Here is a 19,255-nt window from a genome sequence, read left to right as displayed (position 1 = left end):
TTAAGCTGTCGGAAGCAGCTCGCAACAGGAGGTACCGGTGTCCACAGGCGCAGCAGCGGCAGCGGAGACCGCAGACCGAGTCGATCGGGACCGGCTCTCGCACGCCCTCGAGGCGGCCAACCTGCCCACGCTTGTCGCGGTGCTCTACCAGTTGACCGGTGATCGCAGGTGGCTCTCCGATCCGTATCGCCCCACGCGCAGCCGGGGCATGGACAACAACGACACCGGCGGGTTCGACGACCCCGTCGCCGCCCGCATCCGTGCCGCCGCCCTCGACGCGATCTGCGCTTACCACGATGGCGAGCCCATGGCGGTGCCCGCACCCGACCCGGAGCACCTCGTCGAGATGATCAGCGTCGCCGTCGGCGAACAGGTACCTCCCGAGTTCGGCGTCATGGTCGCCGAGGACATGGGGTTCACCGCCCCAGACACCCCGGTCGCCGCACCGAACGATCTGTCGGTCATCGTGATCGGTGCGGGCGTCTCCGGAATGCTCGCCGCCATCAAGCTGCACGAGGCCGGCATCAGTCACGTCGTGCTCGAGAAGAACTCCGACGTGGGCGGCGGCTGGTTCGAGAACACCTACCCCGGTGCCGGCGTCGACACACCCAGTCACCTGTACTCGTACTCCTTCGCGCCCCGGGCGTGGACCACGCACTTCGGCAAGCGCGACGAGGTGTGGCAATACCTCAGCGAGGTCGCCAGCGAACACGAACTGCGGCAACGCATTCGCTTCGACACCGAGGTGGCGACCGCCGAGTACGACGCCCGGCGACAGGGCTGGACCGTGGGGACCGTCGACGGCGACACCCTGACCGCCGACGTGGTGATCACCGCGACCGGTCAGCTCAATCGGCCGAAGGTGCCTCCCATTCCCGGGCTCGACTCGTTCGACGGGCCGATCTTCCACACCGCGAACTGGCCGGCAAATCTGGACCTGACCGGTAAGCGCGTCGCCATCGTCGGAACCGGGGCCAGCGCCATGCAGGTGCTGCCGGCCGTCGCGCCGACGGTAGGACACGCAACGGTGTTCCAGCGGTCGCCCCAGTGGGTGTCGTCGAGCGATGTGTACTTCTCGGAGATGGGCGACGACGCGAACTACCTGATGGAGGTCGTTCCCCTGTACCGGCTGTGGTACCGGACCCGCCTGGCCTGGAACTTCAACGATCGGGTGCACAGCTCGTTGCAGGTGGATCCCGAGTGGGAGCATCCGCGGCGCTCGATCAATCCGATGAACGACGCGCATCGACGCGTGTTTACCCGCTACATCGAGCGCGAGCTCGAAGGCCGCCCCGACCTGATCGAGAAGTCGCTCCCCGATTACCCGCCGTTCGGCAAGCGAATGCTCCTCGATAACGGGTGGTACGCCGCGCTGCGTCGCGACAACGTCACCCTCGTCGCCGACGCCGTCTCGTCGATCACATCGAACTCGGTTGTCGCGAGCGATGGTCCGGAGACCGAGGTCGACGTGGTGATTCTGGCGACGGGTTTCGAGACGCACAAGCTGTTGACGCCGATCGACGTGCGAGGGCGATCGGGCGACTCGATCCGTGATGTCTGGGGCCCGGAGGATGCGCACGCGTATCTGGGCATCACCGTCCCGGATTTTCCGAACTTCTTCATCACCTGCGGCCCCGGAACCGTGCTGGGACACGGGGGTAGCTACATCACCATCGCCGAATGCCAGGTGCGGTACATCGTCGATGTTCTGATCGACATGGTGAACAAGCGAATCGGGGCCATCGAGTGCAAGCCCGAGGTGGAGGCCGACTACGTCCGCAAGCACGACGAGGCGCACGCGAAGATGATCTGGTCGCACGGCGGTATGGACAACTGGTACCGCAACGACGCCGGACGCGTGGTGTCGACATTGCCGTGGCGCATCGTCGACTATTGGGAGATGACGCGGCGGGCGAACCTCGACGACTTCGTTACCGAGGCTCGTCCGGACTGAGGCTCGCGCGATCGACAACGCGGCAGCGTGTCCGTCGAGTGGGTGGACTGCGAGGTGCGGCGATCCTGGTCCCGTCCCGTAACGCAATCGGTCGGTGCGACCTACAGACCGCCGTACTTCGACGTGATGCGAGTTTCCAACCACTGCAGCGCGATGGTGGGCGGCAGAGCCATCACCAGAATCAGCACGACGGTGCCCATGATGTTCTCCATCCGCACCAGGCTGACGTTGCGCAAGAGTTCGTATCCGATGCCGCTCGACGACGAGAACATCTCGGCGAGGAGCAACCCCAGGAATGCCAAGCCGAAGGTCATGCGCATGCCGGTGGCGAGCGCGGGCAGCACGGCGGGAATGACGATCTGTCGGATCAGGCGGGGCCAGCTCACCTGAAGTGACGCTGCCATCTTGAGGTGGATTCGGTGGACGGACGCCGTGCTCTCGACGGCGACGAGGAACATCGGAATGAATGCGGCGTAGAAGGAGAACCCGAAGCGGCTGAGCGCGCCGATGCCGAGGAACGAGAGGAAGATCGGGTACAGCACGATCTTCGGAATGCTGTTGATCGAGTAGAACAGCGGGGCGATGGTCCTGGTCCAGAAGGGACTCAGACCCAGGGCAAGTCCGAGGAGCGATCCGACAACGGTACTGGCCAGAAACGCCAGTACCAGAATGCGTAGCGAGTCGCCGACGTTGGCCCGGAAGTCCGCGTTGCCCAGGTCCGCGAAGAGCGACGTCATGGCCGCCGCGGGCGTCGGGAAGATCAGACTGTCGACGACGACTGCCGCCACCCACCAGATCGTCACGGCGATGACCGCCACGAGCAGGGGAGGCAGGAGGCGTCGGGCATTGTCGCGCCGTGCGGTCGGAACCACCCTCGGTGTCGAGGTCGGAGTCGTTCCCACTGTGGCCAAGGAGCTGCTCATCAGCGGCGCCTCCAATCGAATCGGTTGAGCACGAACGAGATCAGGGACGTGGCAATCAGCGCTATGGCGGCCACGATGAGAATTCCCGCATACATGTCGGCGATGTCGAACCCGTCGTACGCGATCGAGATGAAGTGCCCGAGGCCCTGGGTCGACAGGATGAACTCACTGGCCAGCACCGAGATGACGGCGTAGGACAGGCCCAGTTTGAGGCCGGTGACGATGTTGGGCAGCGCATAGGGGAGTAGGACCGAACGGAAGTACTGCCACCGCGTGAGCATCAGTGTGGTGCCGAGTTTCGTGACGATCGGCGATACCGCGTTGAATCCGGTGCGGGCGTTCAACGCCACCACGCCGAACGCGAAGATGGTGGACAGGATGGCGATCGGGGTGACGCCGGCACCGAAGAGCACCACCATGATGGGGTAGAGCGCGAACGTGGGGACGGCGTAGTAGACGTTGAGATACGGCTGAAACGCCCGGTCCCACAACTCGTACCGCCACAGGATGTACGCGGCGGCGACGCCGAGCACAGAGCTGAGCACGAACGCCAGGGCGATGATGCTCAGCGTTCGGCCGAGGGCGTCGATCAGGAATTCAGGGTCCGTCAGCAAGCCCAGGGCGGTGACGAACATGTCGGAGACAGGCACGATGTCCAACGGTGAGGCGAAGAACCGAGCCGAGATGTCGATGGCGACCAACGCGGCGACGACGATGGCGATGGTCCAGCCCCAAGCCGGTAGGCCGAGTTTGGTAGAGGGTGCCGGTCGGATGTATCCGGGGACGACGGAGGGGCGCGCGGTGTCGCGCGTCGGCGAACTCATGGCTCGATGCTCATCGTCTTCTTGGCCTCGTCCCGCAACCGCGACCAGATGCGCTCGTGCAGCGAGACAGCCGCGGGGCTGGCCAGGACGTCTTCGGAGCGCGGGCGCGGAAGGTCGATGTCCACCTCGTCGATGAACCGTCCGGGTCGCGCGCTCATCACCAGCACACGGTCGGACAGCAGTACCGCCTCCTGGATGCTGTGGGTGATGAACAGAACTCCGCACGTGAGCTTTTCGACGATTTTGAGAAGCTCGTACGACATGACCAGTCGTGTCTGCTCGTCGAGCGCGCCGAACGGCTCGTCCGCGAGAATGAGATCGGGTTCCATGGACAGGCAACGCGCGATGGCCACGCGCTGACGCATACCGCCGGACAACTGAGTGGGGTAGTGGTCCCCGAACTTCGAGAGGCCGACGGTCTCGAGCAACTCGTCGGCGCGGGTCCGCCGCTCCTTCTTGCCGACTCCGCGCACCTCGAGGGCGAACGCGACGTTGTCACGCACGGTCCGCCACGGCAGCGTCGCCGACTCCTGGAAGATCACTGCAGTCTTGGACCGCGGGCCGGTCAACGGTTGGCCGTCGATCTGCACGGTCCCGCCGTCGTGGTCCTGCAGGCCCGCGAAGACCTCCAGCAGAGTCGACTTGCCGCAGCCGCTGGGTCCCACGACGGAGACGAATTCACCGCGGCCGATGGACAAGTCGATCTCGTGCAGGGCCGTCACGTCGCCGAAGTGTCTCGACACCGAGGACGCGACGGCGATGGCCGAGGTGGTGTCGCGATGAGGTCGAATCGATGTTTGCGTCACGTCGCTACCTTCTGGTGGTGGGAGAGTGTTGTCAGGAGTCGCAGTCGTCGGGCATGTCGTTGGTGACACCCTCGGCGAGGAAGTCCGGGTCGAAGAGTGTGCAGAAGTCGGGTTCACGATCGCTGCCCGACGCCTCCACTCCGTCCTGGGCGGACTGGACGGACGCGCTGTCGAAGCCGCCGCCCCACGTATCGACGGACGATGCGCGTTCGACCACTGCGGTGGCCGATTCGACGTCGAAACCGGTGTAGTCGGCGTAGATCTGCGCAGCGGCAACAGGATCGGCCTCGATCGATGCGACCGCCTCGGCGTAGCCGGCGTTGATCGCGCGGACGACGCCCGGGTTGCTCTCGGCATAGTCCTTGGTCGTGGTGATCGTCGACTGCAGGAACCGTGACATGTAGTCGGGGCTGCTGACGATGAGCTTGAAGTCCTCCGGTCGCTGCTCGGCGACGATGGAGGGTACGAGCGCGATGTCGACGTTCCCGGCCTCGAGAAGAGCGAAGCCCTCGCCGATTCCGCCGGTCGCGACCCGCTCGATGCGGCCGGGGTCGACGCCCGCGAGCGAGGGCAGCAGACGAGTCAGAGCATCGGAGGCCGAGTTGGGACGGGTGTAGGCCCACCGGCGCACGTCCTCGACGGAGTTGATGTCCGGGTTCGACGCCAGCGCATAGAAGTTCATCGGGTACGGCCCCTGAGTGCCGCCTCCGACGATGCGTAGCTCGGACCCCGCGGCGTCCGCCTGGACGATCGACGGATAGCTGATCTCACCGATCGGGATGTTGCCGTCGAGGAGCGTGCGCATGGTCGCGCTGCCACCCTTGCCCGGCACGATGTTGTCCACGATCACGCCGTGCTTCTCGAACAGGCCCTGCTGCTGCGCGACAAGCCAAGGGATGCTGTAGATTTCGGCCGCTGCCGAGACTGTGACGTCGATCGTGACCGGGTTGGCCGGGTCTGCGTCGGGTCCGGGATCGGAACCGCAGGCCACCAGGGCGGTGGAAAGTGTCAGGGCTGCCATGATGGACGTTGCTCGGCGTAAGTGCATCTGCGTCCTCGCTTGCTGATCGGCGTGACGTTGCCGTGGTGGGAGTGGCGGCTGTCGCACGAGCACCGTGGTGAGACGTACGCAACAACTACGATCAACCTAAACATAAGATGTTTAGAGCGTCAAGACCGCTCGGTTTCGCCCCATGGGCTAGTTTTTAGCGTCAACGATGGTCTAAATATCTGATGTATGCACTGGATGTCTCCGGTGCCACGGGGTGACCGACTGGTACCTCTCGCCCAGGGTGAACAGTGAGCCTTCACGGTGCGGCGCAGCGGTCAGTTGCGCCCCCACCGGCATGCCCGAGGACGGGTGGAACCCGACCGGCAGGGCCAGCGTCGGGCCGGCGTGCAGAGACCACGGATAGGTGAACTGGCCCATCCGGCGCGAAAGTGCGACGACGCAGTCATCGCCGTCCCGTGGGGGAACGTCGACGGGCATCGTGGGGGTCAACACGACGTCGACCGTCTCGAACGTCGCGTCCATGGCATCGCGGAAGCGGTCTCGGGCAGCGGCCGCTCGGGCGATATCCGCCTCGGAGATGCTCAGACCCAACGCTATTCGCTCACGGGTAGCGGGGTGGAATCGCGACGGATCCGATTCGAGTCGGTGCCGATGGCGACGAGCGAGGTCGCTGTAGACGATCGTGTAGACGACGTCCTGGGCATCGGCTGCGTGCGCGAGTTCGATGGGGACGATCTCGTACCCCAGCTCGGCGAACGCGCGCGCGGCGACTGCGACCGTCTGGGCCACGCCGGGATCCACGTCGGCGGTGAGGAAGACGGTGGGTACCCCTATCCGTGTGACGTCCTGCGGAGCCGACGGCGTCGGGGAAAGGGCGTCGAACAGATCCCGCACGCCGGCCACGTCCCGCGCCATCGGTCCCACGGTGTCGAACTGCTCGCTCACCGGGAAGACGCCGTCGTTACTGATGGCTCCCCAGGTCGGCCGCAGACCGCTCACTCCGCAGGCGGCGGCCGGTAGACGAACCGATCCGCCGGTGTCGGTGCCCAGTGACGCGTCGACCAACCCGGCGGCAACGGCGATACCCGACCCGCCGCTGGATCCGCCGGGTACGCGGGTCGGGTTCCACGGGTTGTACGACGCCCCTGCGGCCGAGTTCTGTGATGTGACTCCGACGGCGAATTCGGCCATGTTCAGTTTCGCGATCACCGTGGCACCCGCATGTCGTAGGCGCGTGATCACCTCGGCGTCGGCATCGGCAATGTGGTCGGTCAGAAAATGCGACGCGCACGTAGTGGCAACGCCGGCGACGTCGATGTTGTCCTTGACACCGATGCGCAGACCGGACAGGGGCCCCGGGGTGTCGTTCCGGTCGTCGATCCACCGGATGACACCGCCGAAGGCCCCGTCCTCGATCAGGCTGCGCTCCGGGCGCGCAGCTGCGCCGTTGCGTCCTCGTCGATGGTCCACGACTCGGTGTTCACGACGACGCCGTAGTCGCGTCGGGCATCGTCCTCGGTGAGGTACTCGTCCCACACGTCGCTCAGAACCTGGAACGGATCGCGCTCGAACGGATTTCCGAAACCGCCGCCCGAGGGCAACTTGATCTCCAGGGTCTCACCCGATCGGATGGTTTCCTGGGTGACCTTGGAGTACAGCACTTCTTCGCGATCTGTTCCGGCGTTCCTGGTGAAGGAACCGGACACACCGTCGTGTCCGCCAAGGGCGCCGGCCGGCGGATCCGATCGGTTGTCGGCCTCGGAACCGAGAAAAGTATCGGTCTCCATCAACCACTTGCGCACACTGCCGATGCCGCCGCGCCACTTTCCGGGGGCAGGAGCTTCGTCGCGCAGTTCGTACCGCAGTGCCCGCATGGCGTGGTTGAGCTCGAGCTCCTCGATGGGGTTGTTCCGGGTGTTCGCCATCAGGGCGTCGACGGCGTCCATGCCGTCTTTGCCGTTGCGGCCGCCGTACGAGCCCTCGTTGATTTCGATGTACACCCAATAGGATTCACCGTCGGGCGCGATGCCCGAGTAGGCGATGGCGCACAGGGCAGCAGACGATCCTGCGATCGCGTGGTCGGGAAGTACCGGGGCCAGGGCGAGGTTGATGGAGTCGAACACCCGGTTGACCTGGGAGAAACGCGCGAAGCACGAGGCGGGGAAATCCGGGTTGAAGATGGTCCCCTCGGGGGCGTAGGCCTTGACGGGCCGGAAGCATCCGTCGTTCTGGGGGACGAATTCCTCGGTCAGCTCCTCGTCGAGCAGGATCGTACGAATGGCCGAGACGGCCACCGGCAGAACCGAACCCTCGAACGGAACGTTGAACGCCGTGGGTACCTGACTGTTCGATCCGGTGAGGTCGATGAGAATGTCCTCGCCCTCGACCTGCACTCGCACGGCCACCTTCAGCGGTTCGCCGCGGTTCTTGCCGTCGTCGTCGAGGTATCCGATGGGCGCGGTGTAGCTACCGTCGGGAATCTCGCGAATCTTGTTGCGCAGCATCGATTCGGAGTAGTCCATCCAGCGCTCGCCCGCACTCATGACGGTGTCGAGACCGTATTTCTCGAGGAGCTCGGTGAATCGTTTCTCCCCGATCCGCGAGCACGCGATCAGCGCTTCGAGGTCGCCGCGGTTCTGTTCGGGTGTGCGGACGTTGTCCAGGATGTGCTGGATCAGGTAGTCGTTGCGGACACCGGCCTCGTAGATCTTCATCGAGTCCATCAGCTTGCCCTCGGCCCAGACGTCCACGACGTCCATGCACAGGCCGGGAAAGTTGCCGCCGACGTCGGACACGTGCCCGGTGCACCCGGCGAAACCGATGTGTTCGCCCTGCCAGAAGATCGGAATGATGACACCGTAATCGGGGGAGTGAGCCGCACCGTGGTAGGGGTGGTTGTGCAGCACCACGTCTCCGGGCTCGTACGTTCCGGCGAGGCGGCGGTTGACGCCCTTGATGTACGCCGGAATCGAACCGCAGTGCATCGGAGTGGAATCCGATTCGCAGAGTTCGCGCCCGTTGATGTCGAAGATGCCGGCACCGAGGTCCTCCGACTCCCGGATGAGCGACGAATAGGCCATGCGGTAGAGCACCTGGGCCATCTCCTTGGCCATCGACTGCAGGGCTCCGCCGATGACGCGCAGGGTGATGGGGTCGACCTCGACGTCGTTCCAAGTTCGAGTGGACTCGCCCGCCAGTGACACTCCGGTGGTGGGCATCAGCGCTTTGCTCATGCGGGGTTCCTCTCGATGATGATGTGGCCGACGGCGTCGACGGTGGCGTGCTGGTTCATGCCGATGATCGTGGTGGAATCGAACTGCTCGACGATCGCCGGTCCGTCGATCTCGTTGTTCGCCAACAGCAACGAGCGTTCGTACACCGGAGTGTCGACCCACTGCGGCTTCGAGGTTTCGTCCGGCCAGAACAGTGCTTTCGTCGTCGCTTTGATCGCGGTCGAGGAATCGGCCGTGCCCGTGGCGATGTCGGCGATCTGCACGTGCGGAACCGCGCCCACTCCGGTGACCCGGACGTTGATGAGTTGCACGGGCTTGTCGTCGAACCGCTGCGAGTAGGTGCGGCCGTGCACGTCGTGGAATGCCTCGGCGACGGTCTTGACCCAGACGTCGTCGATGTCGCCGTCCGGGGCGGCGACGCGCAGTTCGTAGCCCTGGCCGACGTAGCGGCAGTCGACGCTGCGTTCGAGTGAGATGTTCTCCGCGGAAACACCGTCCTTCTCGAGTTGAGCGACGGCCAGTGCGGACAGTCGCTCGACCTGCTGCTGCAGAAGTTCGATGTCGGGATCTGCGGACGAGGTCCACACCGTCGTCGGCTCCTCGTAGCGAATGTCGGTGGTGAGCAGTCCGACGGCGGAGGTGATGCCGGGGTGGCCGGGCACGATCACGCGCGGGATACCGAGCTGATCGGCGATCTGCCACGCGAAGAGCGGACCGGCACCACCCTCGGCGATCAGCGAGAAGTCGCGGGGGTCGTAGCCCTTGCGCACCGAGTGCAGGCTGATGGCCTCGGTCATGGAGTGGGCGAGGATCTTGAAGATGCCCATCGCGGCCTCGTCTAGCGGGGTGTCGAGCTTGTCGGCGATGTGCGTCTGAATTGCCTCGCGCGCCAGCTCGGGCTTCACTTCCATGGTTCCGGACAGGAAGCTCTTCTCCCGGAGCCATCCCATCATCACCATGGCGTCGGTCGACGTCGGTTCGGTACCGCCGTGTCCGTAACACGCCGGTCCGGGGACCGCGCCCGCACTGCGAGGACCGACGCGGAACATCCCACCGTCGTCGACCACGGCAATGGATCCACCGCCGGCGCCGATGGTGTCGACCTCGGCCATCGGCACCATCGCGTGGTAGTCGCCGATCCGGGTGTCGAGTAGGTGCTTCATCCGCAGCGCGCCGTCCGGTGCGACCCCGACGTCGGCTGAGGTGCCGCCCACATCGAGCGTGATCACGCTGGGGTATCCGGACGCTTTGCCGATGGCGCAGCCGCCGAGCAAACCGGCCACGACACCGCTGGTCAGGAGCGAGACCGGAATCTCGCTGGCGCTGCGGGAGGTGACGAGCCCGCCGGCGGACGTCATGAGGTGCACGTCCTCGCCGACCTGCGCGGTCTTCGCCTTGCCGGCCAGGTTCTCGATGTACTTCGAGGTCTTCGGTCCGATGAACGCATTGAGCGCGGCCGTCGAGAAGCGTTCGTATTCGCGGTACTGGGGAGCGACCTCACTGGAGAGGGAGATGAAGACGCCCGGAAACTCCTCTTCGATGATGGCCCTGACGCGCTGCTCGTGCGTGGGGTTGCGATAGGCGTGCAGAAACGCGACGGCGATGGCCTGTACGCCTCGCTCGCGCAGTAGTCGAACCTGTGCGCGAACGGCATCTTCGTCCAGCGGGGTCAGGACGGTGCCCGATGCGTCGATGCGCTCCGGGACCACGCGCCGGTTGCGTCGCGGCACGAGTTGCCACTTCTGCCACGGAAGGTCCTGGTAATTGGAGTAATTGAGCGGACGCTTCTTTCGCGCGATGTGCAGGAGGTCGCGGAAACCTTCGGTAGTGATCATGCCGACGTCGCAGCCGTTGTGCTCGAGAACTATGTTGGTCGCCACGGTGGTTCCGTGGAAGAACATGTCGATCTCCGACGGGTCGATTCCCGCCCGCTCGGCGAGAACGGTGATTCCGTCCATCGTGCCGATCGAGGGATCGTGGTTGGTCGACGGGGTCTTGTGGACCACGACCGTGCCGTCGTCGTCCCACAGAACGAGGTCGGTGAACGTGCCTCCGACGTCGACTCCAATTCGTTTCATGTTGCTTCCGTTCTGTCGGCACCCGAGAGGGGCGGGTAGGTCGACCGAGGCGTGCTCCGCCGGTCCTTCGAGGTCGTGGAGTCACCGCGTAGGTGATGTGAGTCATAGTGCTGATGATCAACCGAAAAAGCAATACCTCTGACGTATCGACCGCCTCGAATCGACTTCGGCGGCTTCTGCCTACATCACGGACGAAGAATTACCCTAAAGAGCGGATGTATACGGGAACGCGATCTCGCCTGTGTCGGGTGACCGGCCAGGCTAAGCTCGAGCCGATCGCTACCCGACATACGTGAGTGGCAGGCTGCAGAGACAGTCGATCGACACCAGGGGGAAGACGTGGCGCAACCGGCACCGCTCAAGGCCGCAGCCAAGAGCGTCCCTGCGTACGCGGCTCTCGCGGGACACCTGCGCACCCGTATTCTGTCCGGCGAACTGCAGCCCGGTGAACGTCTGCCCGGCGAAGCCGAGCTCACCGCCGAATTCGGTGTGGGCCGCAGCACTATCCGCGAAGCACTTCGGTCCCTGGCCAGCCAAAACCTGATCGAGACGACGCGTGGTGTGACCGGCGGCAGCTTCGTCGCCGTACCGAGCGTCGGGCACATCAGCGAGCACTTGGAAACCGGTGTGGCGCTGATGGCTGCGGCCGAGGCCGTCACCGTCGACCAGCTCATGGAAGTGCGCAACCTGATGGAGGTGCCGGCGGCCGGCATAGCCGCGTTCCGCCGCACCGACGAGCACCTCGCGCAGCTCAACGCGTCGATCTTCGACCCGAACGAAGTGCAGGGGCCCGAGACGTTCACGAAGAATCAGGAGTTTCACCTCATTCTGCTGCGCGCGGCGCACAACCCACTGCTCGAGCTCATCACCGCGCCCGTCTTCCGGGTGCTGTCCGGGCGGTTCGGTCGTGACCACGCACCCGAAGGTTTCTGGAAGTGCGTCGACAGCGATCACCGCGGCCTGCTCGATGTGGTGGCCGCTGGCGATTCGATGGCCGCGATGGACCTGATGCGCAAACATCTCGACCACCTGGGCGACTCGTATCGGCAGATGGATCGGCTCCGTAACCCGTAAACATCTGTTCTTTACCGTATGCGTGTCCATGTTTTCCATGATCGATTGGTTTCGTCGAACCCTTGACGCCATAAACATCTGATGTTTATGGTCAGGGGAAGGCATTCGCCGAACCGACACGAGGAGACACGGTGGCAATCCATCCGGCCGTTCTGGGACGCTTCTTCGACGACTACGCCGTGGGGGACGTCTACCAACATCCCTTCGGTCGGACGATCTCGGAGACCGACAACACGTGGATCACGTTGCTGTCCATCAACACCAACCAGAATCATTTCAACGCGCATCTGGCGTCCCAGAACCCGATCACCGAGGGTCGAGTCATCGTCAACTCCGGCTTCACGGTGTCTGTGGTGCTGGGCCTTTCGGTGATCGACATGAGCCAGAACGCGATTTCGAACCTGGCGTTCACCGACATCAAGATGTCGCACCCCGTCTATGCCGGCGACACCCTCTACGCCGAGAGCATCTGCACCGGCCTGCGCAAGTCCGAGTCCCGGCCCTACGCCGGAATTGTCTCGATGATCACCCGCGGTCTCAATCAGGATGGGGTGGAGGTCATTTCGTGGAATCGGTCGGTGATGGTCGCCACCCGCGACAGTGGCATCGGGCAGAACTACTTCCCCGAAGCGAAGAACGGCCCCCTCGAACTCCCCGCAGACCTCGAAACCCAGACGAAGGATTCCGACGCATGAGGCCCCTCGAAGACATCACCATCATCTCCCTCGAGCAGTACGGCGCCGGACCGTTCGGCAGTCTGCATCTCGCCGATCTCGGCGCCGACGTCATCAAGATCGAGGATCCCAGCGTCGGCGGCGACGTGGGTCGCTACGTGCCCCCGTACAACGAGGGGGAGGACTCTCTGTTCTTCGAGAGCTTCAATCGAAACAAACGTTCTCTCTCCCTTGATCTCTCGACTCCGGGTGGGCGTGCGGTGTTCGAGGATCTGGTGCGCACCAGCGACGCCGTCTACTCCAACCTGCGTGGGGACGTACCGGCGAAGATCGGCATCACGTACGACCAACTCAAGCACCTCAATCCCGCCATCGTGTGTTGCAGCCTCACCGGCTTCGGAATGACGGGACCGCGCGCGAAGGAGCCCGGCTACGACTACATCCTGCAAGGTCTCGCAGGCTGGATGAGCGTCACCGGTGACCCCGACGGTCCGCCGACCAAGTCCGGTCTCTCGCTCGTCGACTACTCGGGTGGCTTCGTCGCTGCGATCTCACTGCTCTCGGGACTGCACGCGGCCCGACGCGACGGGATCGGCGGAGATTGCGACGTCTCGCTCTACGACACCGCGATGTCGCTGCTCACCTACCCCGCGACGTGGCACCTCAACGCCGGATTCGAGCCCATCCGCACGAAGAACTCGGCCCACCCCTCGCTCGTACCGTTCCAGGCCTTCGAGGCGACGGACGGATGGCTCATCGTCGGATGCGCGAAGGAAAAGTTCTGGGACCGACTCGTCGTCGCCATCGACCGACCGGACCTGGGCGTCGACCCGCGGTTCACGAACTTCTCCTTGCGCGGCAAGAACCAGGATGTTCTGCTGCCCATCCTGGAAAAGGTGTTCGCCACCAACACCGTCGAACACTGGCTGTCCAAGCTCGGCCCCGCGGGTGTGCCGACCGGGCCGATCAACGACGTCGAACACGCGCTGACCGAACCGCATACGATCGCACGCAATCTCGTGGTCGAGACCGAGCACCCGGTGTACGACACGGTGCGCCAGGTCGCCTCCCCGGTGAACTTCGGATCCGAGGCCAAGCAGTACCGGCGTGCACCGCAGCGGAACGAACACTTTCACGACATCGTGCGCGATCAACTGGGATACGACGACGAACGCGTCGCGCAGCTCCAGGCCGACGGTGCTTTCGGAACGGAGAAGGACGAGGTTCGGGCGTGAGCTCGACGGTGCTGGCGGAGTGGGCTTCGGCCGTCACCGTCCACGACCTGTCCGAGGACGTTCGGCATGCGACGGCGCGTCACCTCCTCGACGGGATCGGTAATGCCGTTGCGGCGCAGCGCCTCGGACACGGCCGGGCCGGGTGGACGGTCGCCGACGCGCTCGGCGGCCCGCCGGAAGCGCGTCCGCTCACCGGTACGCGGGCGTTATCGACTCCGGCGGCGGCATTCGCGACCGGCGTGATGGTGCACGCGCTGGACTTCGACGACACGCACGCGGGTGCACTGGTCCACGCCACCGCGGTGTCGTTGCCCGCGGCATTCGCCGTGGGCCAACAGGTGTCGGCGTCCGGGGCGGACGTCTTGACCGCCGCCGCTCTCGGACTCGAAACCGCCTGCCGTCTCGGGGAAATCAGTCCCCACGGATTCCATGCCCGGGGTGTGCACGCGACGGCGGCGGTAGGCCCGCTCACCGCGGCCCTCGTCGCCGGTCACCTCTCCAAGTTCGACGCCGAGACGATGGTCGATGCGTTGGGCATCGCCGGTTCGTCGAGTTCGGGACTGCTCGAGTTCCTCGATACCGACGCGGACACCAAGTCGCTGCATCCGGGGTCGGCCGGTATGAACGGCGTCCTGGCGGCCCGACTTGCCGCTGCGGGAGCCACCGGTCCGTCGTCGGTCCTGGAAGGTCGACGTGGGATCTACGCCGCACTGACCGACCGGCCCACGAACTTCGAGGCTCTGACGGAGGGACTCGGGACGCGGTGGGAAGCCACCCGCATCGGGATCAAGCCGTACCCCAGCTGCCAGCTCATGCACGTCACACTCGACGCGGTGTCGAAGGCACTCGCAGACGACGTGGTTCGGGTCGGCGATGTCGAGGACATCGAGGTCTTCGTCCATCCCGATTCGAGTCCGTTCGTGTGCGGACCGAACACCGGGGTGGCGTCACCGCGCAGCACCTACGACGGCAAGTTCGATCTGCCCTGGAGCGTCGCCGCGCTACTGCACGACGGTGAGATCACCGTCTCGACGTACACCCCCGAATCCATCGCACGTGAGTATGTACTGGCCACCGCCCGGAAGGTACGGGTGACGAACCTACCGTCCGAGGTTCCCGCGGCGGCCGCGTCGGGCAGGGCGATTCTGACCTTGACCGACGGTCGAGTGCTCGACGCATCCGTCGACGGAAGTCGAGGATCCGCCGGGTTCCCGTTGAGCGACGCCCGTCTTCTGGAGAAGTTCGTCTCCAACTGTGGCAACGACTCACGCGCTACCGAGCTCTCCGAGCGCATCCTCGGGCTCGCCGAGGAGATCGACCTGACCGCCATTCTCGATCTTGCCGCCGCGATCGCGCCGGCACCCTGACCACCATCGATCGACAGGACATCATCATGGACTTCACGTACGACGAGCAGCAGACGGCATTCCGGAAAGCATTGCGTACCTTCGTCGACAAGGAGATCATCCCGGTTGCGAACGAGTGGGAGAAGACGGGCCGATACCCCACCGAGATCGTCGAGCAGATGAAGCAGATGGGCCTGTTCGGAATCACGACGCCCGAGGAGTACGGCGGTCTCGCACTGGACAAGGTCTCGTTCACCTTGGTCTACGAAGAGCTCGCCCGTGGATGGATGGGCGTCGCCGGCATCCTCGGAAGCCATAATCTCTCGTGCTGGATGATCGGCAAGCACGGCACCGAGGAGCAGAAGAAGACCCTTCTCCCCAAGCTCGCGTCCGGAGAATGGCGCACCGGCGTCGGTCTGACCGAGCCCGGTGCCGGAACCGACCTCCAGGGCATCAAGACCACCGCCAAGCGCGACGGCGACCACTACGTCGTCAACGGGGCGAAGACGTGGATCACCAATGCTCGCCACGCGAATGTACTACCGGTGCTGGTGAAGACCGACACCACGACGACGCCGGCGCACAAAGGGATGTCGTTGCTGCTGATCGACACCACCGCGGACGGTTTCGAGGTCCAGCGCGACATGGGCAAGCTCGGGTACAAGGGCACCGAGTCGTGTGAAATCACGTTCACCGATGTCCGCGTACCGGTCGACGCGGTTCTCGGTGGCGTCGAGGGGCGGGGTCTGCAGCAGGCCCTGTCGGGCCTCGAGATCGGCCGCCTCAACATCGCGGGTCGCAGCGTCGGTATCGCACAGGCCGCCTACGACGCCGCGCTCGAGTATGCCAAGCGGCGCACCGCATTCGGTCAGCCCATTGCCGTGTTCCAAGCCATTCAGCTCAAGATCGCCGACATCGCCACCCAGCTGCAGGCGGCGCGGCTGATGACGTACTGGGCTGCATCACAGGCAGATTCGGGCAAGCGCGTCGACATGGAAGCCGGCATGGCGAAGTACTTCGCGTCCGAGGCTGCCATCACCGCCAGTCTCGAGGCCATGCGCATTCACGGTGGCTACGGCTATTCGACCGAGTTCGTCGTGGAGCGTCTCTACCGCGACGCTCCACTCATGGCGATCGGCGAGGGCACCAACGACATCATGCGCACCGTCATCGCGAAGTCCCTGGTCTCCGGTGCGGGAGTCATCGGATGAGGTCGGCGCTCACGTACCTCTACGTCCCCGGGGACGTCCCGGAGCGTTTCGACAAAGCGCTGGCATCGGGCACCGACGCAGTTGTGCTGGACCTCGAAGACGCGGTCACTGCGGCCAACAAGGATCACGCACGCGCATTGGTGGCGGAGTGGGTCGCCAACTGCACACCGGGTGACGTGGAGGTCTGGGTTCGCGTCAACCCGGGGAAGTTGCAGAAGCAGGACATTCGGGCAGTGCTACACCCGAACCTGACGGGGATCTGGATGCCGAAGGTGTCGTCCGCTCGCGAGATCGAGCACGCTGACGCGCTTCTGTCCGGGAGTGACGTTGCGGTGTCGCCGCTCATCGAGACGGCCGGTGGAGTGTTCGCCGCCCTCGAGATCGCCCGTGCACCGCGGGTGAAATTCCTGCAGATCGGTGAAGTTGACCTGGCCGCGGATCTGGGTGTGGACGGTTCTGCGGAATCGCTCTCGTTCGTCCGAGCACAGGTGGTGGCGGCGAGTGTGGCGGCGGAGATCGACGCACCGCTGGCCGCGGTGTCGCGTAACTTCCGCGATCTGGACGCGTTTCGGACCGACACGCGACAGCTCGCCGGGCTCGGCTTCGTCGGTCGGGCATGCATACATCCGGCGCAACTCGAGCCGGCACGTGCGGTATTCGTTCCGTCGGAAGCGCAGGTGCGTGAGGCCGAGGAGCTGCTGACGGTTCTGGAGAGATCCATCTCTGGTGTGGCCGTCGACAGCAATGGCTTCTTGATCGACGAGGCCGTCGCCCGAACGGCACGACGGATCGTCGCGCGAAGCGGTGGACGACGTCCGGTGTCGTCCGGTCGGTGACGCCGACCTGCCCGCTACGGACCTGATGAGGCGCAATCGGAGAGCAGAATCCGCGGCAACCGGCCAGACGGCCGTCGTGTACGGCTTGATGACCGGCACCGACGCTCAGGTCGTCTCGACGTTCCCGGTCCAACCGCTGACAGCGGAGTGGGCGCGGGGTCGGATCAGCGAGCCGACCCGGTATCGGTACAACTACGCCCCGCTCGAGGCGACGCCGGGGAGCGCGTTCGACGGCTCGACCGAGGTGCTGAAGTTTCGGCTCTGACCCCACCGACCGTCGTGCACTCTGTACGAGCAACGGCTGTTCTCGATGCGCGAAACCCGGTCAGACCAGCTCGATCACGTCCAACCCGCCCTCCGCGTGCGAGCTCCGCAACCGCTTCTTGTCGTATTTGCCCACGCTCGTCTTGGGAACCTCGTCGATGAACGACCACCGCTCGGGCAGCTGCCAGTGCGCGACCCGGCCGTCGAGGAACTCACGCAGGTCTTCGGCGGTCACGCTCTGCCCGTCCTTGACCACCACGGCGACCAGTGGCCTCTCGTCCCACTTGGGATCGGGTACCCCGATCACCGCGGCCTCGCGCACGGCCGGATGTGCCATGACGTGATTCTCGAGCTCGACGGACGAGATCCATTCACCACCCGACTTGATGATGTCCTTCGAGCGGTCCGTCAACGTCAGGTAACCGCCCTCGGAGATGGTGCCGACATCACCGGTCCGCAGCCACCCGTCGTCGAACTTGTCCGACGCGTCGTTCCGGTAGTAGCTGCCGGTGATCCAGGGACCGCGCACCTCGAGTTCGCCGACGTGCTGTCCGTCCCATGGCAACACGGTGCCGGCGTCGTCGACCAGTCGCGCACGCACCCCGGCCACGAAACGTCCCTGCGTGCATCGGAGATCGAACTCCTCTTCCGGCGACAGGCCCGCGTCGGGCCGACCCGACGTGCCCAGCGGCGACGTCTCGGTCATGCCCCACGCCTGCGAGATGTGCACGCCGTACTTCTCGTGGAAGGCGCGCATCAGGCTCGGCGGGCACGCGCTGCCGCCGACGATCACGTCGCGCAGACTCGACAGGTCGACGGGGTTGTCCTCGAGGTACACCAGCAGCGCCTGCCAGATGGTGGGAACAGCGGCCGCGGCGGTGGGGCGCAGGGTCGACATCATCTCGGCGAGCGGGGCGGGCTGCAGAAATCTGTCGGGCATGATCAGCGACGCCCCGACCATCATGGCGGCGTAGGGGAGTCCCCACGACATCGCGTGGAACATCGGCACGATGGCCAGCACCTTGTCCGACTGCGCGAGGGCCATGGCATCGGTCATGCACGCCTGCATCGAGTGCAGCCAGATCGATCGGTGCGAGTAGACGACCCCCTTGGGGTCGCCGGTGGTGCCGGAGGTGTAACACATTGCGGCAGCGGACCGTTCGTCGAGCTCGGGCCAGTCGAACGTCTCGGGGTTCCCTGCCAGCACGTCCTCGTAACCGTGCACCTGCATGCCGTCGGGAACGTCGACCTGCGCTGGATCGACCCCGGTCACCACGAGATGCTGCACCGTGGGCATGGTGGGTAGCAACGGCGTGAGCAGGGGGAGAAGGGACGCGTCGGCGATGATGACGCGGTCCTCGGCGTGCTCGACGATGTAGGTGAGCTGCTCGGGGAACAGTCGGATGTTGAGCGTGTGCAGGACGGCGCCCATCGCCGGCACCGCCAGGTACGCCTCCATGTGCTCGGAGTTGTTCCACATGAAGGTGGCGACGCGCTGATCGTCGTCGATACCGAGGGCGCGCAGGCCGTGCGCGAGTTGCGCGGCGCGTCGACCCAGGTGCGCGAACGTGACTGTGGTGGGGCCGGTTTCGCTCCAGGTGGTGATCTCGGCGGAGGCGTGAATGGTGGTGCCGAAGCGGACGAGTTGACCGATGGACATCGGGGTGTCCTGCATGGTGCTCTTCATGACTCTCCTGCTCGTCGAGGTCGCGGGCGCCACGTTCTGACTGTGCCCCGTGTCACAGTCGAACCCTACGGACTCGGGCGCGCCGAGTCAGCGGATTC

At 65.1% G+C, this 19,255-nt stretch carries 16 protein-coding genes; 8 read left to right on the top strand and 8 right to left on the bottom strand.

Annotation, left to right across the window (positions count from 1 at the left end; translation table 11 throughout):
- The first annotated feature begins 37 nt into the window (after nucleotides 1-37).
- Nucleotides 38-1,954 (top strand): flavin-containing monooxygenase, encoded by a 1,917-nt coding sequence (locus ACY466_RS16090; protein ID WP_463246537.1) that lies wholly within the window; start codon nucleotides 38-40, stop codon nucleotides 1,952-1,954.
- Nucleotides 1,955-2,055: 101 nt separating this feature from the next.
- Here ACY466_RS16090 and ACY466_RS16085 read toward each other — a convergent pair whose 3' ends face one another.
- The 7 genes from ACY466_RS16085 to ACY466_RS16055 all read right to left on the bottom strand — a co-directional run bounded on the left by ACY466_RS16085 (nucleotide 2,056) and on the right by ACY466_RS16055 (nucleotide 10,830).
- Nucleotides 2,056-2,877, bottom strand: coding sequence for an ABC transporter permease (locus ACY466_RS16085; protein WP_463246536.1), 822 nt, complete (start codon nucleotides 2,875-2,877; stop codon nucleotides 2,056-2,058).
- On the bottom strand, nucleotides 2,877-3,701 hold the full coding sequence (locus ACY466_RS16080; RefSeq protein WP_463246534.1) for an ABC transporter permease: 825 nt from the start codon (nucleotides 3,699-3,701) through the stop codon (nucleotides 2,877-2,879). Before ACY466_RS16080 ends, ACY466_RS16085 begins: the two co-directional genes overlap by 1 nt.
- Nucleotides 3,698-4,507 carry an ABC transporter ATP-binding protein gene (locus tag ACY466_RS16075; protein ID WP_463246533.1) on the bottom strand — a complete coding sequence of 270 codons (810 nt, stop codon included), beginning with the start codon at nucleotides 4,505-4,507 and terminating at the stop codon, nucleotides 3,698-3,700. Before ACY466_RS16075 ends, ACY466_RS16080 begins: the two co-directional genes overlap by 4 nt.
- Before the next feature lie 31 nt (nucleotides 4,508-4,538).
- Nucleotides 4,539-5,528: an ABC transporter substrate-binding protein gene (locus tag ACY466_RS16070; protein ID WP_463246532.1), complete on the bottom strand. Its 990-nt coding sequence runs from the start codon at nucleotides 5,526-5,528 to the stop codon at nucleotides 4,539-4,541.
- Nucleotides 5,529-5,729: 201 nt separating this feature from the next.
- The gene (locus ACY466_RS16065; protein ID WP_463246530.1) at nucleotides 5,730-6,989 is read right to left on the bottom strand and encodes an amidase; all 1,260 of its coding nucleotides are present in this window, start codon (nucleotides 6,987-6,989) and stop codon (nucleotides 5,730-5,732) included.
- Complete coding sequence (locus ACY466_RS16060) at nucleotides 6,935-8,752, bottom strand: hydantoinase B/oxoprolinase family protein (RefSeq protein ID WP_463246529.1); 1,818 nt, start codon at nucleotides 8,750-8,752, stop codon at nucleotides 6,935-6,937. The genes ACY466_RS16065 and ACY466_RS16060 overlap by 55 nt, the downstream gene beginning before the upstream one ends.
- Nucleotides 8,749-10,830, bottom strand: a complete 2,082-nt coding sequence (locus ACY466_RS16055) for a hydantoinase/oxoprolinase family protein (RefSeq protein WP_463246527.1) — start codon at nucleotides 10,828-10,830, stop codon at nucleotides 8,749-8,751. Before ACY466_RS16055 ends, ACY466_RS16060 begins: the two co-directional genes overlap by 4 nt.
- A gap of 339 nt (nucleotides 10,831-11,169) precedes the next feature.
- Between ACY466_RS16055 and ACY466_RS16050 the strand changes: the two genes are divergently transcribed.
- From ACY466_RS16050 to ACY466_RS16020, 7 genes are all read left to right on the top strand, one after another.
- Nucleotides 11,170-11,904, top strand: coding sequence for a FadR/GntR family transcriptional regulator (locus tag ACY466_RS16050; protein WP_463246525.1), 735 nt, complete (start codon nucleotides 11,170-11,172; stop codon nucleotides 11,902-11,904).
- 131 nt (nucleotides 11,905-12,035) lie between these two features.
- Nucleotides 12,036-12,599, top strand: coding sequence for a MaoC family dehydratase (locus ACY466_RS16045; RefSeq protein ID WP_463246524.1), 564 nt, complete (start codon nucleotides 12,036-12,038; stop codon nucleotides 12,597-12,599).
- Nucleotides 12,596-13,813 carry a CaiB/BaiF CoA transferase family protein gene (locus ACY466_RS16040; protein WP_463246522.1) on the top strand — a complete coding sequence of 406 codons (1,218 nt, stop codon included), beginning with the start codon at nucleotides 12,596-12,598 and terminating at the stop codon, nucleotides 13,811-13,813. Before ACY466_RS16045 ends, ACY466_RS16040 begins: the two co-directional genes overlap by 4 nt.
- Nucleotides 13,810-15,180: an MmgE/PrpD family protein gene (locus ACY466_RS16035; RefSeq protein ID WP_463246520.1), complete on the top strand. Its 1,371-nt coding sequence runs from the start codon at nucleotides 13,810-13,812 to the stop codon at nucleotides 15,178-15,180. The genes ACY466_RS16040 and ACY466_RS16035 overlap by 4 nt, the downstream gene beginning before the upstream one ends.
- A gap of 26 nt (nucleotides 15,181-15,206) precedes the next feature.
- Nucleotides 15,207-16,370 carry an acyl-CoA dehydrogenase family protein gene (locus ACY466_RS16030; RefSeq protein ID WP_463246519.1) on the top strand — a complete coding sequence of 388 codons (1,164 nt, stop codon included), beginning with the start codon at nucleotides 15,207-15,209 and terminating at the stop codon, nucleotides 16,368-16,370.
- Nucleotides 16,367-17,206, top strand: a complete 840-nt coding sequence (locus ACY466_RS16025) for an HpcH/HpaI aldolase/citrate lyase family protein (RefSeq protein WP_463246517.1) — start codon at nucleotides 16,367-16,369, stop codon at nucleotides 17,204-17,206. The genes ACY466_RS16030 and ACY466_RS16025 overlap by 4 nt, the downstream gene beginning before the upstream one ends.
- Nucleotides 17,207-17,231: 25 nt before the next feature.
- Complete coding sequence (locus tag ACY466_RS16020) at nucleotides 17,232-17,471, top strand: hypothetical protein (RefSeq protein WP_463246514.1); 240 nt, start codon at nucleotides 17,232-17,234, stop codon at nucleotides 17,469-17,471.
- Between the two features lie 60 nt (nucleotides 17,472-17,531).
- Here the strand turns inward: ACY466_RS16020 and ACY466_RS16015 are convergent, their stop codons facing one another.
- The gene (locus ACY466_RS16015; RefSeq protein WP_463246512.1) at nucleotides 17,532-19,157 is read right to left on the bottom strand and encodes a long-chain fatty acid--CoA ligase; all 1,626 of its coding nucleotides are present in this window, start codon (nucleotides 19,155-19,157) and stop codon (nucleotides 17,532-17,534) included.
- Nucleotides 19,158-19,255: the final 98 nt, after the last annotated feature.

The sequence above is a fragment of the Rhodococcus sp. K11/5 genome (assembly GCF_055193735.1).
Note: the sequence above shows the minus strand (reverse complement) of the source record. Positions and strands in the feature narration are given on the sequence as shown.

Bases quoted from the DNA above. Each gene is read 5' to 3' on its own strand.
- ACY466_RS16085 (WP_463246536.1), bottom strand. From the start codon at position 2,877: ATGAGCAGCTCCTTGGCCACAGTGGGAACGACTCCGACCTCGACACCG.
- ACY466_RS16080 (WP_463246534.1), bottom strand. From the start codon at position 3,701: ATGAGTTCGCCGACGCGCGACACCGCGCGCCCCTCCGTCGTCCCCGGA.
- ACY466_RS16070 (WP_463246532.1), bottom strand. From the start codon at position 5,528: ATGGCAGCCCTGACACTTTCCACCGCCCTGGTGGCCTGCGGTTCCGAT.
- ACY466_RS16060 (WP_463246529.1), bottom strand. From the start codon at position 8,752: ATGAGCAAAGCGCTGATGCCCACCACCGGAGTGTCACTGGCGGGCGAG.
- ACY466_RS16055 (WP_463246527.1), bottom strand. From the start codon at position 10,830: ATGAAACGAATTGGAGTCGACGTCGGAGGCACGTTCACCGACCTCGTT.
- ACY466_RS16040 (WP_463246522.1), top strand. From the start codon at position 12,596: ATGAGGCCCCTCGAAGACATCACCATCATCTCCCTCGAGCAGTACGGC.
- ACY466_RS16030 (WP_463246519.1), top strand. From the start codon at position 15,207: ATGGACTTCACGTACGACGAGCAGCAGACGGCATTCCGGAAAGCATTG.
- ACY466_RS16025 (WP_463246517.1), top strand. From the start codon at position 16,367: ATGAGGTCGGCGCTCACGTACCTCTACGTCCCCGGGGACGTCCCGGAG.
- ACY466_RS16020 (WP_463246514.1), top strand. From the start codon at position 17,232: ATGAGGCGCAATCGGAGAGCAGAATCCGCGGCAACCGGCCAGACGGCC.
- ACY466_RS16015 (WP_463246512.1), bottom strand. From the start codon at position 19,157: ATGAAGAGCACCATGCAGGACACCCCGATGTCCATCGGTCAACTCGTC.